Genomic DNA, 16,743 nt, shown 5'->3' with positions numbered 1-16,743 from the left:
TTGTGAGCGAACACGTCTGCGGGTCAACCTGTTCCGGTAGCACCACCGTCGAGCACGAGGTCTGTACCCGTGATGTATGAAGACTCGTCGGAGGCCAGGAATACCGCACCTTCGGCTATTTCCTCGGGCTCCCCGGGTCGGCGCAGGGGAAGTCCACTCCAGAGGTCGGGGTCCCGCTGCTGTTGCTCGGGGATGTTGACGCCCAGCATCGGTCCTGTGATCGCGCCGGGTACGAGGCAGTTTACGCGGACATTCGACGGCGACAACTCCGCTGCGGCAACGCGGGTCAGGCCCCGCAGGCCCCACTTCGTCATCCCGTATGCCGCGTGTCCGACGTGTCCGCCCAACCCGGCGGTGGACGAAACGTTGATGATCGAGCCGCCGCCGGAGTCAATCATCAGCGGTGCGGCGGCTCGGATGCCGAGGAACGAGCCTTTGAGGTTGACGGCGATCATCGCGTCGAGCGCGTCGTCGGACTCCTCCAGAATCGAACGTGTCCAGTATCGCGCAGCATTGTTGACGAGCACGTCGAGTCGGCCGAAATCGGTCTCAACCGCGGCGACCACCGCCTTCCACGAGTCCGCGTCGGATACGTCCAGACGAGCGAAGCGGACATCGCCATCTATGTCGGCTGCCGTTGTAGCGCCGAGATCATCGTCGACATCGGCGATGAGCACTCTGGCCCCCTCGCGTGCGAAGGCCCGGGCCTCTGCTGCGCCTTGTCCGCGAGCGCCTCCGGTGACGAGTGCGACCTTTCCGGCAAGCCGGCTCATACTGCGGCCGTGGCCCGCTGGCGGTCGGTCACCGGAAGGCGGAAGTGCGGAATGATGTGTTCACCCCACGCCTTGATGGTTGCCATGCAGACGTCTTGCGGAACGGTGCCCATCTGGATGAGGCAAAGTACCTCGTCCACACCGACCGTCTCCAGCTCTTCGACATACTTGATCGCGGTGTCGACGGTGCCGTACGCGTGGTCGATGTTGAAGTTGGCTGCGGCAAGTGATCGTTCGGAGTACTGAGGTCGGTCTCCGCGGTCGAACGCGGCCTTTTCCGCCTCCGCCTTCGCGTGCATGTATGCGATGTTGTCGTCGTTCACCGTGTCCCCCGTGGGCGGCTTCGCTCCACCGAGGTGCCAGTACCCGATCGATTCGCCGAAGAATCGTTGCCCGCGTGCACCGATTTCCTTGGCTGCCTGCTCGTCGTCGAGGACGATCGTCGGGCAGAGCGCGACGAAGTGATCGTTGACGACGTCGGAGACGAACTTCTCACCGGTGCGGCTCGCTACCCGGTCCCAATACAGTCGGTGCTGCATGTTGATGCTGTCGAGGCCGCCGAATCCGAAGACGAGGGCACCGACACCGAGTTCGGCCGAGTGGACGACGGTGTCGGGCTTGGTGCTGGCCAGGAAGAGCGGTGGATGCGGTGTCTGCACGGGCCGGGGCAGGACGCGCAGCGGTGAGTTGCCCTCCGGAGCCTGGATGTCGAGAAGCTCACCGTGATACTCGAAGTCGGGCGAACGCCACGCCGCCGAGACGACGCGCAGAGCCTCCTCCACCTGCGCTGCGGTTTCCGCGGGGTCGACGTTGCACATCGCTGCTTCTTGCAGTGTGCCGCCGCGTGCGGCTCCCAGGTCGAGGCGGCCGTTGGAGAGCACGTCGAGCATGGCTGCGCGTTCGGCGACCCTCGTGGGGTAGTTGAAGTTGAACGGCATACAGACGGCGCCGTGTCCGATCCGGATGCGTGAGGTCTTCGCCGCCACGGTCGCGAGGAACAGCTCCGGCGCCGACATGTGTGAGTAGTGTTCGAGCCCATGGTGTTCGACTGCCCAGATGCCGTCGAAACCCATTTCTTCGGCGTACACAGCCTGCTCGATCGAGTCGTGGTAGGTCTGGCGTTCCTTCTCGGGGGTCGGGTCGGCGATCTGCGCCTCGAAAATCATGGAAAACTTCATTTTTGTCCCTTCGTTGAGCAAGCGATTGCTTTTTGCCTCAGCCCGTTGAGCTCGAGACAGCGGAGATACGGATGGTGCGCGCAGTCAGGCAGCGCGGAGGGTGTGCCCAGAGCGGGCCAGGGTAGCAACTCGGCGTCCGAGCAGGCTGATATTCGATGCCAGCGTCACATCGGAAAACTGCGCGTCTCCGTCCCACGACGTCTCGGTATCTGCGTCTCTCTTGGTGATTACCGTGCCGGCGCCGCCGACGACGTATCCACCGAGGTTGCGCACCGAACGCGCGAGAAAGTCGACATCGGTCGCCGCGGTGGCGGCGGACGCGCCGATGACGACGACGCCCACGGCCGCGTACCGCATGCTCGCGTGCGCATGTTCGAGGGTGACCAGACGCCGCAGCTCGTCGCGCCCAGCGGAACGATTTCCCGATTCCACGATCAGGACGAGTCCGTCGAGACCCGGTCCGGTCTCGTCCGCGTCGGGTTGTACGGCGACGGCGTCGAAGATCGCGCCGAGGGCGGCGTCCATCATGTGAGCGGAGGCCTGATCGCCCCAATTCTCGGCGTCACGGTAGGCGTGAGCAGCCAACTGCGCCCGGCCGGCCGCCGCGCGAGATCCCCCGTGACGGCGCAATCTCGGAGTCGTGCCTGCGAGACCGAATGAAGGTTCCTCGACACGAGCGACGGCGAGACGGGAGAAACGGGGCGCGAGATCTGAGCTGACCAACATGGGGCGATTCCTCCGGACAAGGTGGGGTATCGCCTATGTAACCGCGATCACAGCGTCTAGTCAAGAGGCAGCGAGTCTAGTGAAAATTTTGGGGATCCAGCGCGGCCATCCACATCGCCGCCAGAACGTCGATGGCTTCTTCTGCGTCAAGGTCTGAATCGCGCGCCGACCACTGCATGAACAGGCTCCCGAGCTGCGAAAAGAGCAAAACTGCGCGGATCCGTGCCTGCTTCGCGGACCACTGGCCCGACGTCGAGAGCGCCTTGGCGATCCTGTCCGTTTCGAACTCGAAGCTGCGAGCACGGCGATCCCCAATTTCCCGCTCCACGCTGGCCGCGTCACTTACGGCAATCGAGACATCGCGGGTCTGCTCCCACATGCCGATGATCGCGGTCAGCCAGGTACGGAAACCTTCCAGAGTCGGTTCCGCCAGTACTGTGGCGAGCTCGGCGAAGGGTTGCGCGTAGGCGACGTCGAGCTCGTCGAGGAGTGCATTGACGACGTCGGCCTTCGTCTTGTAGTGCAGATAGAACGTGGCGCGGGTGGCACCGGCGGTCTTGGTGATGTCGGTGACCGCAGTCGCCAGGTACCCGTTCTCTACGAAGCAGGCGACGGCAGCTTCCTTCAGCCGATTTCTGGTCATCTCCTTCTGGAGGTCGCGCATGTTCGTGCGCACCACGTCGGTCATGTCGTAGACCTACCTCCTGTATACCGATTGAACTGCAACTCTAGTTCACAGAAAGCCGCCGTTCACAAGGCACTGGACACGGAATCGCACGCGAGCGACGCCAGGCAGGTCGAGGCGCTACCCGTGCTCGATCCACACGCTCTTGTGTTCGAGCCACTCGTCCAGGGTGCCTGGGCCGTTCGAGATCCCATTTCCGCTTTCCTTCTGCCCGCCGAACGGCAGTGCCCAGTGGAGACGACGATAGGTATTGACCCACACGGTGCCCGCCTCGAGACGGCGCGTGAGTCGGTGGCCGCGCGAAAGGTCCTGCGTCCACACACCGGCAGCTAGGCCGTAGCCACTGTCGTTGGCCAACCTGACCGCCTCGTCGTCGTCCGCGAACGGCAATGCCACCGCGACGGGGCCGAAGATCTCCTCCCGGCATACCCGCAGATGCGGATCTTCGGTGACGAACAGTGTCGGCTCGACGAAGTAGCCCGCCGCGAAGGGACTCTCCATGGGGAACAGCGCGCTGCCGCAGCGACCGCCGAACGCAACCGTCGCACCGTCCTCGCGCCCGCTCCGGAGGTACTCGCGGACCTTCTCGTACTGACCGCCGAATGCCAGCGGTCCCATATCGGTCCCAGAATCGAGTGGGTCCCCCAAAGTCATTGCAGATGCCCGCGCGCGGAGCCGCTCCACGAATTCGTCGAAGATTTCCCGCTGAATCAAAATTCGCGAGCCCGCAATGCAGGCCTGTCCCGCGCTCGCTGTATAGATTCCCGCCGCGACGCTGTCGGCCGCCGAATCGAGATCCGCATCAGCGAAGACGATGTTCGGCGATTTCCCGCCGAGTTCGAGCGCAAGGGCCTTGACGTTGCCTACCGAGTTCTCGGTGATACGGCGGCCCGTCGCCGTCGACCCGGTGAAACTGATCTTCCGAACATCCGGATGCTTGACCAGCGCCTCGCCTGCCATGGCACCGTCGCCGGTGACAACATTCACCACTCCGTCTGGTATGCCCGCCTTTCCGAGCAGCTGCGCGGCGGCGAGGACCGACACCGAGGCCCGTTCGGGTGGTTTGACGACGATCGTGTTTCCCGCAGCGATCGCCGCGGAGACCTTGGCGAGGAACATCGCCAGCGGAGCGTTCCACGGAATGATCAGGCCGACGACACCGTAGGGTTCACGAAGCGAGTACGTCGTGGCGGTTCCTGATACGAGAACCGTATCGCCAGTGATTGTTTCAGCGAGGCCGGCATGGAAGTCGATTTGGGCCGCGGCACCGGCAATCGCGGGTTCCGCCTCTCTGCGTGCCCGACCGTTGTCTGTTGCGTCCAACCGCCACAGCGTGTCGAGGTTCTCGCGGACAGTCGCCGCCCAGGCGCGGAGCGCGTCCGCGCGGGCCGCCGCCGGCAACGACCGCCACGGGCCGAGCGCACCCCGTGCCGCGCGGACTGCGTCATCGATGTCGTCGGCGGTGCCCGCCGGAACCCGTGCCCACACCCGTCCCGATGCTGGATTGACGCTGTCGATCCACTCACCGTTGCGGGCGGGAAGCAGTTCACCGTCGATTAGCTGCAAATAGTCGATCACCTGGTCGCGGATCGTCATCACGTGTCCTTCGGTTTCTCGTGCGAGCGCCAGAAGGCTGTCGCTAGGCGGTGGTCCGGGCGGCCGTACCGGCGTTGACGTCGATGATGCTGCCGGTGACATGCGGGGTGCCGGGCCCGATGAGGAACATGACGGCGGCGGTGATCTCGCTCGGCTCGAGGAGCGCGATCGGCTGGACGTGATGCACTCTCAGGGCGGGTTCGACATCATCCCAGCAGGGGTTCGGAAGGTCCGGTCGCATTGCGCGGTACAAGGTCTCGTTGTGGACCATCTTCGTGGAAGTATTCCCGGGTGCCACACCGTTGACCGTGACGCCGAACGGCGCAAGATCGTGCGCCGCCGCCTTCACCAGGCCGATCACCCCCCATTTCGAGGCGACATAGGGAACCGAACCGGGCACCGCGCTGCGCCCCTGGTTCGACGCGGTCACCACGATTCGCCCGTAGCCCTGTGCAATCATCCGCGGACTCACGGCGCGCATGCTGTGGAAGACACCGGTGAGGTTGCTGCCGATCACTTCGTCCCACACATCCGCATCAGCGTCCTGGATGGACCCACCGCCGTACACCCCGGCATTCGCGATCAGCACATCCACCCGCCCGAAGCGGTCATGGATGTCGTCGAAGGCGGCAGCCGTCTGGTCGCGGTCTCCGACGTCACACACGATGCCGAGCGCTTGGACACCGTGCACGCGGACCATAGCCTCGGTCTCACGCAGATCCGATTCGGCCGCTTGCGGGTACCGGATCGACGGCACATCGGCACAGCGGTCCAGCAATACGACGTCCGCACCCTCCTGCGCCGCAGCGATCGCGTGGGAACGCCCTTGTCCACGGGCGCCGCCGGTGACGACGACGACCTGCCCCTCGAGAAATCCCATTGTCACCCTCGTTCCGTCGACGAAGCAGCGAGGTGTCCGAACTGTTCGACCAGCACCCGGCGTAACAGCTTCCCTTTTCCACCGGAGCCGTCATTGGCATGCGGAAGGCTGTCGACGATGACGATGTGATCCGGTCGTGACGGTGCCGGCAGCGCGACCGCGAGTCGGTCGGCTACGACCCCGCTGTCGAGTTCGCACCCACGCTCGGGCGACAGAACCAACAGAATCTGGGGTTCCGCATTGGGAACGGGAAGTCCGATGGCACCGGCTTCGGCGACTCCCTCCACCCGGGAGGCGGCGTCCTCGATCTGTGCGGGGAGGGTCAGCACGCCACCTCGTTCGATCGAATCCGCCCGACGTCCGAGCACGGTGAGCAGCCCCTGGGCATCGATCGATCCGACGTCACCGCCCACGAACCATCCGTCCCGGAGTGCCTCGGCGGTGGCCTCGGGTTGGCTGAAGTACCCGGCCGTCACGTGGGGACCGCTGATCTGAATCTCACCAACGGTGTCCAGGACGGGCACACCGGTAGAGTCGACCACTCGCACTGCACCACCGAAACGCGCTCGTCCCACGACGCCGTCGGGGACGCTACCGTCGTCGCGTCTGCCGATCACGCTGTACGGCGCTTCCGTCTGACCGTAGTAGCCGTAGAGCGACAGATTCGGTAGTCGCTGTGCGATCCGCTCCTGCAACGACGACAGCAGTGGCTCTCCGCCAAGCAATGCCACACGGAGCGAATCGAGGTTTGCGGCCGAGTGATCGGAATTGGCCAGTAATTCGGCAAAGAAGCTGGGGGTTACGCTGATGTGGGTGATGCCCTCGCGAGGCACCGTCTCGAGGAACTGAACGGGGCCGAAGTCGTCCTCGAGCACCAGCCGAATTCCGGCTGCCAGTGCGGGCGCGGCGACCGCGATGAACCCGACGCCCCAGATGATCGGTCCCGTGCCCAATGCCGCGTCCTGCAGAGCCGGTACATCGGCCCACAGTCCCTGTGCGATCGCGATGCCCGACGCGTGGGTGTACTGCACGGCTTTCGGCAGTCCGGTAGTCCCCGAGGTGAAGAAGAGTGCGAGGGGATCGTCGCCACCGGCGCCGAGCGGGGGTTCGGCATCCGACGCCTCTGCCGTGAGTTCGTCGAGATCGAGCACTTCGGAGCCGTCCCGCTGCGCACCCGCTCGAATCCATCGTGTCACCTGCGGGAGTCGCGGCCGCAATCGGTCGGCCAGCTCGTCGAACTTCACGTCGTACACGAAGGCGGTGGCCTCGATCGAGGTCACGATCTTCTCGAATGTCGCGGCGTCCCAATACGGGTTCAGTGCGCACAGCACCGACCCCAGCTTCGTTTGCGCCAGGTAGTTCTCGGCGACCGACAGTGTGGAATCGAGGAGCGTCGCGACGCGCTCACCCGGTTGAACCCCTGCAGAGAGGAGAGCGTTGGCCGTCCGATTGACGCGGCTGTCCAGCTCCGCGTAGGTGAGCTGTCGGGTCGATCCGTAGGACAACGCGAGACGGTGGGGCGCGCGATCGCGCTGCGCCGACAACACCGTGTAGCCGAAGTTCGAGTAGCGGGAGCGTGTCATGGGTTTCACCTGTGTGTCTCGATTGAGTCTTGAGCAGCGCGGTCGCTCTCGCCGCCGGGGTATCCCCCGCCCCCGTGTAACTCGTCCAGTACGTCGTAGTCCGTCAGGTAGCCACGCCGGGGAATAGTGTCGACGAAGACAACGAACTTGGGCTTCTTGTACGACGCGATCTGCGTCCGTACGTGGGCGATGAGTTCCTCTTCGGACACCGCCGTCGCACCGTTCCGCACGACGATCGCCACTACCGACTGCCCCCACACCTCGTTGGGCCGCCCGATGACCGCGGCGTCCGTGACATCGGGGTGGGCGAGCAGCACACGCTCCACCTCGGCGGGATAGATGTTCTCGCCGCCGGACTTGATCATCCGCAGCTTCGGACCCACGAACGACAGGGTGCCATCGGTTTCCCGCCGTCCCAGGTCACCCGTGAAGTACCAACCATCGCGGAATCGTGCAGCATTCAGTTCGGGACGGTTGAAGTACCCGTTGAACAGATGCAATCCACGTGTCGTCATTTCCCCGACTTCACCGACCGGCACCTCCCGCCCTTCGGGATCGACGATCCGGACTTGCATGAGGGGGCTCGATCTCCCGTGCGTACCCGATCCACCCAACCCGAGCGCGTGAAAGGTCAGCATCCCGCCGACCTCCGTCTGCCCGTATCCCGCGTTCGATCGCCCCCACGGGCTGTAGTCGATGCTGACCATATGGTTCCAGGTGGGACTTCCCTGGGCGAAGTGCAGGCTCGAGAGGTCGAAGCGGTCGTCTCCGTTCGCGGCGACGAGCTGATCGATCATCGCCGGAAACAGCATTGCGCCGGTGCATCGTTCACGCTCGATCAGCTCACATGCCAATCGTGGATCGAACTGGGCAAGAACGACGTTCGTTCCTCCGCACAGGAGAGTCGCCACCGCGAACATCATGGTACCGACATGGAACATCGGACCACTTTCGAGGAACACGAACCCTTCTTCGATCCGTCGTTGTGCGGAAAGGACCATGGCATGCGTGATGAGCGCACGGTGCGAGATGACAGCGCCGTTGGGGTGGCCGTCGAACGCGGCGGTGTAGAGCAAGAGCACCCCGTCGCGATCCGACCCCTCACCCACGGTGTACTCCGGCGAGAACGACTGCAGCCAGCGCTCGTACTCGTCGTCGGTGTCCCTCTCGCTTCGTATCCAGGCTGCGGAACCGACGTTCATGGTCTCGTGAAGTTCGCCGACGGTGCCCGGCTCGAACACGACCACCTTCGGTGTCAGGTCATCGATGATGAAGTGGATTTCGTTGACGCTCTGGCGCCAGTTCGCCGGGCACAGCAGGGCGCCGGCTTTGGCCGCGGCAACGAGCAACTCGAGGAGGCGGTGGGAGTTCGCCCCCAGCCAGAGCACGCGGTCGCCGGCCTGCACCCCTTCACTCTGAAGAGCGTGGGCCAGCCGATCCGTTCTGCGATCGAACTGCGCATAGGTGAAGCGCCGGTTGCCGTCGACGACGGCGATCCCATCGCCGCGGCCGCGACAGTTTTCACGGACCACGTCGGCCAGAGACAACTCTGTGTACACGAAGCGCGCCTTTCACGAGGGGCTGGTGGGCGGCATCAGCGGAATGCCGGGATGACTTCCTTGGCGAAGAACGTGATGGCTTTTGCCATCTCGTCGAAAGGAATGTGCCGGGTACTGCCGAAATCGCACATGAGGTGGTTGAACCCGAATTCCTGCAGCATCGCGACCTGGCCGATGACACGCTTCGGATCACCGATCACCTCAAGCTGCTCCCAGCGAAAGTCGTTGCCGACCTCACCGCCCTTGAGGTAACGGCCTTCCCAGAACTCGAAGCCCTTGGCGACTTCGCCGGTCTTCGAATCGATCGGAGCGCTCTTGTCGTTGAAGATGCGCGATCGGTCGAAGCTGGCTTCGAAAGACGCCTGGTCCCGCTTGGCCTGTTCGACCGTCGGCGCCAACCACACCGACCGCGAGACCACGAGGTCGGTGCCGGCGGTATCGTGACCTGATTCGCCCGCGATCCGGTGCCACGTCTCGGCGGCCTGGTGGATCTTCTTGAACGGCGCCGCGGGGTCGGCGAGGATCGGAAGGCCTCGGCGGGCATATCGTTCGACGGTTTCGGGGCTCACGGCGGCCACGTAGATCGGCGGGTGCGGCGACTGCAGTGGCTTCGGGGTGAGGGACACCTCGCCGCTTTGGTAGAACTGGCCTTGGTGCTGGTAGGGGTCACTGGTCCACAGACCGGTAATCGCTTCGAGTCCCTCGTCGAAGCGGTCCCGGGCCTCGCTGAGACTCATTCCGAACCCATCGAATTCGATGCTCTGGTACCCGCGACCGAGACCGAGATCGAGGCGGCCGTTCGAGAGAAGGTCGAGCTGTGCCGCCTGTTCGGCGACATGGATCGGATTGTGGAGCGGGAGGACGACAACACCCGTGCCGAGTCGGAGGTTCTCTGTCCGGCCGGCCAGGTAGCCGAGCATGGTGAAGATGCTCGGTACCGTGCCGTAGTCGCGGAAGTGGTGTTCTGATACCCAGACGCCGTCGAAGCCGAGTTCTTCGAGCAGTTCGGCGACCCGGAGGTTGTAGTCGTACACCTCCTTGATGCTGTTGTTGCGGTCCGGCCGGTGAAACAGCAGGAAGGCCGAAAACTTCATCGGCCGATTCTCGACGGGAACAGTCATGTGTACAGCCTTTCGACGGTGTGGCCACGGCGGCGTGACTTCCGCCAGGTGGGCGCATTGCGGGGCATGGTCGTGGACGTTTGAGGCGACTATCGATCGATTACGCGGGCGCCGAACTCTTCGATCGACTTCAGGAGTGAATCGCGGTCGGTCCCCGAGAAGGGGACGGACAGCCAGTCGACACCTGCGTCTGTGTAGGTGTCGACCTGCTGACCGAGTTGGTCGAAGGATTCGAGATCCGGGCTGTCGGTCATGCGCATCCCGAACGGGACGAAGCAGACGTCCGGACGGTCTCTGCCGGCCTCCCGCGCTCCTGATCGCAGATATTCGATGCGCCCGGCGAGGTCGTCGATCGTCTCCAGACCCGGGGTTCTTGTCAGTTTCGCCGCCTCGGCCGGCTGCGGCATCGGCATCCAACCCTGTCCGAACTCGATCACGCGACGCATCGCTCGCTTACTGTTGCCACCGAACCAGATCGGAGGATGAGGTTGTTGCAGAGGGGCGGGTCGCATCGTGTGCTCGGTGACCGAGTAGGGCGGATCGTCGACGGTGACGGATCGGCCTGTCCATGCCGTCTTCATCAGCCGGAGTGCTTGATCGGTGCGTGCCCCCCGATCGTCATAGCCGAGCCCGAGGGCGGCGAACTCCGATCTCAAGTAGCCGACCGCTGTTCCGAAGATGACCCGACCACCCGAGAGCACGTCGAGGCTCGCCACCGCCCTGGCCGTGAGAAACGGGTTGCGATAAGGCAGTACGAGCACGTTCGTCAAGAGTTTCACCCGGGTGGTACGCGCGGCCGCGAAGGACAAGGCCACCATCGGATCGAGCGCCTGGTGGCCACCGCGGCTGAGCCACTTGTCCTGAGGGAAGGGATGGTCGGTCACGGACACGGCGTCGAACCCGGCCTTCTCGGCTGCTTGTGCTACGTCAGCGACTGCATCAGCAGTGAGAAACTCCGCGGGTCTGTCGACCTGATCGGTGGGCAGACCGAGTACGTACCGCATCAGATTCTTCCTTTCCTTGCGACTGCGCCGAACGGTGAACGGGCTACTTGGGAGCGAGAACCGAACCAGGGAAAGGTGCCAACAGCGTCTCGCGCCACGGTCCATCCAGATACTGCCGCGCGGTCTTGCGCCACTCGACCAGTCGCGGATCCGCGCTCGCTTCCGCGTCGAGCCCGACGGCGGCGTCGTACGCCCGCTGGGTCTGGAGGTGACTGTCGATGTCGGTTCCCCAGAACGTGACCACTTCCGTGTCCGACAGCATCACCTCGTAGAGTCCGACCAATCGGTGGCCGTGGTCGGCGAGGATGGGTGCGCGTTCTTCTCGGACTGCCGCGAGATAGTCCTGCGCCGCGCCGGGGCGAACCTGGGCAATCTCGTGCAGGAAGAACGGGGCCGTGTACTTTTCGGTACGCAGCTCCTGGAGGTCCGGCGTTCCCAGGACCGCTCCCATCGGCCGGGAAAAGGCCTTGTGGCGGAGATCGTCGATGTTGGAAAGGAAGAGTTCGGGCTTGACGCCGTTGTAGATCTCGAGCTGCTGACGCCATCCGCCGTCCCAGCCGCCATGGCAGTCCCAGAGTGTGACCGCTTTGAACTGCTCGTGGCCGGTGATTCCGATGGCGTAGAAGGCGCCGATGAGGTCGATCGCACGCGAGCGCACGGAGAGTCCCTTGGTCAGCTCCGCATCCGAGTCCGCCCGCTGTTCGTCTTCCTTCTTGTAGTCGACGAGCCACTGGAGATACTCCCGCGGGTTCGTCGAGTTCATCGGGTGAAAGTAGACCTCTTCCAAGAGGTAGATGCCGCGTGCCACGCTGTGTCCTTCCGCAAAAACAAGCAACTGCTTGCTCAAATAGACTGTACGAGGAAACCGTGAGGTGGGTCAATGCCGGAATCCGGCTTTGACACCGTGCCTCACCGACCATAGCCTGAGTTGTAAACCAAGCGCTAGCTCAAGTAGGAGACAAAGTGATTCTTTCTCAACGGGGCGAGGTCGCGGCGGGCTCGGACGGCTACAGTGCGTGATCGTACGGCGATCGCCGGTATCGGCATGACTCCCTACTTCAAGAACTCGGGGGTCAGCACGCTCGAGCTCGCGCTTCGAGCAATCAAGGATGCGCTCGACGACGCGGGTCTACAGCCCGGCGACGTCGACGGGCTGATCACTCACAGCGTCGGTGATGCGGTTCCCGCCTCGGCGGTGGCGCACAGCCTCGGGGTTGACGATCCGCATGTCCTCCTCGACCTCGTCGGAGGTGGCAGCATGTCGACCGCGGCGGTCGGTGCGGCAGCCATGGCGGTCGCGTCCGGCCAGGCCGAGATCGTGGTGGTATGGCGGGCTCTGAACGCGCGATCCGAGTTTCGCATGGGTGGCACGGGACGGTCGGCACCGACGTTGGTCGAGTTCCAGTACCAGGTGCCGTACGGACTTCTCGCCCCGGTTCAGCAGTATGCACTGGTCGCGCGGGCATATTTGGCTCGTTCCGGGGCCTCGAGCGAAGACCTCGGACGTGTCGCGGTCACGCAGCGCGAGCACGCACTGCTCAATCCGCGCGCGATGATGACGACGCCCCTGACCATGGAGCAGTACCTCGGCTCGGCATTCATCAGCGACCCTCTGCGCCTGTACGACTGCTGCCTCGAAACCGATACCGGCGTCGCCGTCGTGGTGACGTCAGCGGAGCGAGCACGCGATCTCCGTCAGATTCCCGTACTCGTGAGCGGAGCTGCGACCGGCGGCGGCCACAGCTTCTTCTCGGGAAGTCGGACGGACTACACGACGAGTGCGGCACGCGAGATGGCTCCCCGGCTGTACGCGAAGGCCGGCATTGGACCGGCCGAGATAGACGTGGCCGAACTCTACGACGCGTTCACGCCTCTGGTCCTCATGCAACTCGAAGACTATGCCCTGGCACCACGCAACGAAGGCGCCGCCTACGTTGCCGCGGGCGAGACGACCTTCGGGGGGAACACACCCGTGAACACCCACGGAGGTCACCTGTCCGAGGGCTACGCGCACGGGTTGAATCACGTGGTCGAGGCCGTCCTCCAGCTTCGCGGCGAAGCGGGGCCTCGACAGGTCGACAACGCACAGACAGCGCTGTGCACCGGTCAACCCGGCTACGTCTCCGGTGTCACGTCAGCACTGATCCTCCGAGGTGATCGATGAAGAACTCGTACGGCGATCGTGATTCGACCGAATGGTGGCGGGCACTCGAGCGACGAGAACTGCTCGTGCAGCAATGCAGATGCGGCACTCTGCGCTGGGCCCCTAGAGCGATCTGCAACATCTGCGGGTCCTTCGACTGGGACTGGTCAGGCACAGACGGTCGCGGGTCGGTGGTCTCGTGGACGGTCACCCGAAGACAGTTCGCACCGATTCCTGCCGTGCCGTTCGCGGTTGTTCTCGTCCGACTCGACCAGGCGGCGAACATCCTCATCCCGGGACGGTGGGCGGGAAACGTCGACGGCTCCGACCTGTACGTCGGCCGGCACGTGCGCGCCGACTTCACACCGACCGAACCCGCCGAGGCCACTCCGACCACTCTGATCACCTGGAAGAGCAACCAAGCAACCTAGCGCTTGGGTGAAAACCGTGCATACTGTACCCATGGCACCGAAATCTCGCTCGATCATGTCCGCACCTGCGACGCGCCCGCGACGTGGCACTCGCCGGCGGTCGGAACCGGGAGAGACCAGCTCACAGCGACGTCAGGCACTGCTGAACATCGCGGCTGACCTATTCGCCGAGCAAGGATTCCGCTCGACGACCGTGCGGCAAATCGGGGATGCGGCCGGCGTACTGTCGGGAAGCCTCTATCATCACTTCGATTCCAAAGAAGCGATCGTAGACGAGATCCTTTCCGAGTACTTCACCAGCCTGATGGCCACCTACGAGAGCATCGTCGAGAAGGCGGATGAACCGTCGGTCACGTTGCGCAACCTCGTCAAGGCGGCGTTCAACTCCTTGGACGAGCACCGGGCGGCCATCACCGTCATTCAGAACGAACGTGGATACTTGAACCAGTTTCCCAGGTTTGCGTATGTCGCCGATGCCGAGGCCGAAGTCCGGAGGATCTGGACCAAGGTCCTCGACGACGGCATCGCGTCGGGCGCATTTCGTGACGACATGGACACGACGATCACCTATCGCTTTCTGCGCGACTCACTCTGGGTTGCCGTTCGCTGGTTCACCCCTTCCGGGCGCCTGTCGGCTGACGAGTTGGCCGACCAATACTTGAAACTGGTCATGAGCGGACTGGAGAAGCCTGACCCGTGGGCCGCCAATCCCGATCGACCACTGTTTTCCGGCTGACGGTTTCCGATACCGAAACATCAACGCCGCGCGGTCCACACCGGACTGCGCGGCTGTTCTGCATCTGGCGGGTTCTCGCCATCGACACCTATCCATTAACGCAACCCTTGAGGTTCGCGATGTGACAGACTAAGTTCCTTAACCAAGCGATTGCTTGTTTATGAAGGGAATGCCGTCACATGAACGAAATCCCCGAGTGGGGAACCCTCCCGCAGATGCTTCGCCAACGCGCGCATCGCCATCCAGCGTCTGTCGCCGTGATCGACGGCGACCGAACCCTCACTCTCGCCGACCTTCGGACTGACGCATCGAAGATCGCCCGCTCACTGATCGCCCGCGGTATCGGGCCGGGTGACCGGGTCGGTGTCTGGGCACCTAATTGCTGGCAGTGGGTCGTCACTGCCTTCGGTATCTGGGACTGCGGCGCCGTCATCGTCCCACTCAGCACGCGCGGCAAGGGGATCGAAACAGCAGAAGTACTCCAACGCACCGGATGTCGTGCACTCATCACGGTCGACGCATTTCTGGGAACCCGCTATCTCGAGCAACTGGCCTCCGCTGCCGGCGGAGCGCGGCAGGACGCACCCTTTGTCGGTCTCCCCGATCTCGGCACCGTTGTCCTGCTGCAGGGCGATACCACGCTACCCGGCACCTTCACTTGGGACGCGTTCCTCGACATGCACACCTCCATCGACCTCGAAACAGCAGAAATGCGTGCGCTGGCCGTCGAACCCGGTGACGTCTTCGAGATTCTCATGACCTCTGGCACCACGGGGCATCCCAAGGGTGTGACACTGTGCGGTGAGCAGATTCTTCGCGCCTATTGGGACTGGGCCGAGGTCTGCGGTCTCGGGGCAGGCGATCGACTTCCCGTGGTCAGTCCGTTCGCGCATGGTTTCGGCATCAACGCCGGCATCATCGCCTGTATCGAACGCCTCGCCACCATCGTTCCGATCGCGGTCTTCGACCCGGACAAGGCACTGGAGATGGTCGAGGAACTCCGCCTCACCACCCTCGCCGGTCCACCCAACCTCTTCGGCAAGATTCTCACCGACCCGACACTCGATCAACGCGACACCTCGTCACTGCGATGGGCGATCGTCGGCGCCGCGAGCGTGCCGGACGAACTCGTCATTGCCATGCAAAATCGACTCGGTTTCGAGCGAGTCACCAACGCGTACGGGTTGATCGAAGGATCGGTCGTGACAATGACTCGTGCCGGTGATCCGCCGGCCGTCGTGGCCGGCTCTGCAGGACGTGTCGTGTCCGGCATGGAAGTCCGGTTGGTCGACAGCGACGAAGTTCCCGTCCCCGTCGGCGAGCGCGGTGAGATCCAGATTCGCGGTTACGGCGTGATGAAAGGGTACTGGGAGGCTCCCCAACTCACCGAGGATGCCTTCGCGCCTGGAGGCTGGCTGCGCACCGGTGACGTCGGCGCGTTCGACGAGACCGGCAATCTTCGCATCGTCGGGCGAACGAAGGAGATGTTGATCGTCGGCGGTTTCAACGCATATCCGGCCGAGATCGAAAGTCTTTTGCTGCACAATCATTCACTGTCTCAAGCGGCTGTGGTCGGTGTTCACGACGAAGTACTCGGAGAAGTTGTCTGGGCTTTCGTGGTTCCGCAGGCGGGCGAAGAGCCTACCGAAAGCGAGATCATCACGTGGGCAAGACAAAACATGTCCAATTACAAGGCGCCGCGTCGCGTTTTCATCCTCGATGCGCTTCCGGTCACCGCGAACGGTAAGGTCGCCAAGGCGCTGCTACGCCAGCGAGCCGACGAGCTGGGGGCCTCTGTCTGATGACTCCTGTCCCCGTCACCGGCGCTCACTGTCCAGCGGAATTGACCATCGCCGACTATCTCCAGATCCAGAACCTGATCTTCCGGTACCCGTACCTGCTCGACGCCGGACGATTCGACGAGATGGGTCAACTCTTCGCACGAGCCGACATTTACATCGCGGGCGATCTGGTCGTGCGCAGTGACGCCCGGGCAGTGTCCGAACTCTGGTCGAAGTATGTGCGAATCTACCCGAACAACACACCTCGGACTCATCACATCGCGACGAATCTGATGATCGAAGCTGATGGTCCCGGTGCGATCCGTACGCATTCATACATCCTCGTCGTACAGAATCCACCCGATGTGCCGCTCGCGCCGATTACCGCCGGTGACTACCTGGACCGTTTCGTCAAGGACGGCGATACCTGGTACTTCAGTGAACGCCACATCGGGAACGACCTCTTCGGGGACATGTCCCATCATCTACGCGAGCCCATGGCAATCGATCCCGACGCCCGGCCGCAAAGATGGGACATCACCTGATG

At 63.7% G+C, this 16,743-nt stretch carries 16 protein-coding genes; 5 read left to right on the top strand and 11 right to left on the bottom strand.

What is annotated here, in order from left to right; all coding sequences use genetic code 11:
• Nucleotides 1-23: 23 nt before the first annotated feature.
• From ACFTWF_RS37190 to ACFTWF_RS37140, 11 genes are all read right to left on the bottom strand, one after another.
• Nucleotides 24-773, bottom strand: coding sequence for an SDR family NAD(P)-dependent oxidoreductase (locus ACFTWF_RS37190; protein ID WP_378466081.1), 750 nt, complete (start codon nt 771-773; stop codon nt 24-26).
• Nucleotides 770-1,951 carry an LLM class flavin-dependent oxidoreductase gene (locus tag ACFTWF_RS37185; RefSeq protein ID WP_378466080.1) on the bottom strand — a complete coding sequence of 394 codons (1,182 nt, stop codon included), beginning with the start codon at nt 1,949-1,951 and terminating at the stop codon, nt 770-772. Before ACFTWF_RS37185 ends, ACFTWF_RS37190 begins: the two co-directional genes overlap by 4 nt.
• An 84-nt stretch (nt 1,952-2,035) precedes the next feature.
• Nucleotides 2,036-2,677 carry a hypothetical protein gene (locus tag ACFTWF_RS37180; RefSeq protein ID WP_378466079.1) on the bottom strand — a complete coding sequence of 214 codons (642 nt, stop codon included), beginning with the start codon at nt 2,675-2,677 and terminating at the stop codon, nt 2,036-2,038.
• Nucleotides 2,678-2,753: 76 nt separating this feature from the next.
• On the bottom strand, nt 2,754-3,365 hold the full coding sequence (locus tag ACFTWF_RS37175) for a TetR/AcrR family transcriptional regulator (protein ID WP_378466078.1): 612 nt from the start codon (nt 3,363-3,365) through the stop codon (nt 2,754-2,756).
• 117 nt (nt 3,366-3,482) lie between these two features.
• Nucleotides 3,483-4,958 (bottom strand): aldehyde dehydrogenase family protein, encoded by a 1,476-nt coding sequence (locus ACFTWF_RS37170; protein WP_378466077.1) that lies wholly within the window; start codon nt 4,956-4,958, stop codon nt 3,483-3,485.
• Between the two features lie 43 nt (nt 4,959-5,001).
• The gene (locus tag ACFTWF_RS37165) at nt 5,002-5,838 is read right to left on the bottom strand and encodes an SDR family NAD(P)-dependent oxidoreductase (RefSeq protein WP_378466076.1); all 837 of its coding nucleotides are present in this window, start codon (nt 5,836-5,838) and stop codon (nt 5,002-5,004) included.
• A gap of 2 nt (nt 5,839-5,840) precedes the next feature.
• The gene (locus tag ACFTWF_RS37160) at nt 5,841-7,421 is read right to left on the bottom strand and encodes a class I adenylate-forming enzyme family protein (RefSeq protein WP_378466075.1); all 1,581 of its coding nucleotides are present in this window, start codon (nt 7,419-7,421) and stop codon (nt 5,841-5,843) included.
• 5 nt (nt 7,422-7,426) lie between these two features.
• Nucleotides 7,427-8,980: an AMP-binding protein gene (locus ACFTWF_RS37155; RefSeq protein WP_378466074.1), complete on the bottom strand. Its 1,554-nt coding sequence runs from the start codon at nt 8,978-8,980 to the stop codon at nt 7,427-7,429.
• Between the two features lie 35 nt (nt 8,981-9,015).
• Nucleotides 9,016-10,101 (bottom strand): LLM class flavin-dependent oxidoreductase, encoded by a 1,086-nt coding sequence (locus ACFTWF_RS37150; RefSeq protein WP_378466073.1) that lies wholly within the window; start codon nt 10,099-10,101, stop codon nt 9,016-9,018.
• An 89-nt stretch (nt 10,102-10,190) separates the two neighbouring features.
• Nucleotides 10,191-11,105: an LLM class F420-dependent oxidoreductase gene (locus tag ACFTWF_RS37145; protein WP_378466072.1), complete on the bottom strand. Its 915-nt coding sequence runs from the start codon at nt 11,103-11,105 to the stop codon at nt 10,191-10,193.
• Between the two features lie 43 nt (nt 11,106-11,148).
• On the bottom strand, nt 11,149-11,913 hold the full coding sequence (locus ACFTWF_RS37140; RefSeq protein ID WP_378466071.1) for a hypothetical protein: 765 nt from the start codon (nt 11,911-11,913) through the stop codon (nt 11,149-11,151).
• 204 nt (nt 11,914-12,117) lie between these two features.
• Between ACFTWF_RS37140 and ACFTWF_RS37135 the strand changes: the two genes are divergently transcribed.
• The 5 genes from ACFTWF_RS37135 to ACFTWF_RS37115 all read left to right on the top strand — a co-directional run bounded on the left by ACFTWF_RS37135 (nt 12,118) and on the right by ACFTWF_RS37115 (nt 16,741).
• Entirely contained in the window at nt 12,118-13,269 is a 1,152-nt protein-coding gene (locus tag ACFTWF_RS37135) for an acetyl-CoA acetyltransferase (protein ID WP_378466070.1), read from the top strand.
• A complete protein-coding gene (locus ACFTWF_RS37130; protein ID WP_378466069.1) occupies nt 13,266-13,679 on the top strand; it encodes a Zn-ribbon domain-containing OB-fold protein in 414 nt (137 codons plus the stop codon). The genes ACFTWF_RS37135 and ACFTWF_RS37130 overlap by 4 nt, the downstream gene beginning before the upstream one ends.
• A gap of 31 nt (nt 13,680-13,710) precedes the next feature.
• Entirely contained in the window at nt 13,711-14,415 is a 705-nt protein-coding gene (locus ACFTWF_RS37125) for a TetR/AcrR family transcriptional regulator (protein WP_378466068.1), read from the top strand.
• Nucleotides 14,416-14,594: 179 nt separating this feature from the next.
• Nucleotides 14,595-16,217, top strand: coding sequence for an AMP-binding protein (locus tag ACFTWF_RS37120; protein ID WP_378466067.1), 1,623 nt, complete (start codon nt 14,595-14,597; stop codon nt 16,215-16,217).
• On the top strand, nt 16,217-16,741 hold the full coding sequence (locus tag ACFTWF_RS37115; RefSeq protein WP_378466066.1) for a nuclear transport factor 2 family protein: 525 nt from the start codon (nt 16,217-16,219) through the stop codon (nt 16,739-16,741). Before ACFTWF_RS37120 ends, ACFTWF_RS37115 begins: the two co-directional genes overlap by 1 nt.
• Nucleotides 16,742-16,743: the final 2 nt, after the last annotated feature.

This window comes from Rhodococcus sp. NPDC056960 (genome assembly GCF_042674125.1).
Classification (GTDB): Bacteria; Actinomycetota; Actinomycetes; order Mycobacteriales; family Mycobacteriaceae; genus Rhodococcus_F.
The sequence above is the reverse complement of the archived record's forward strand: the minus strand, read 5'-3'. Positions and strand labels throughout refer to the sequence as shown.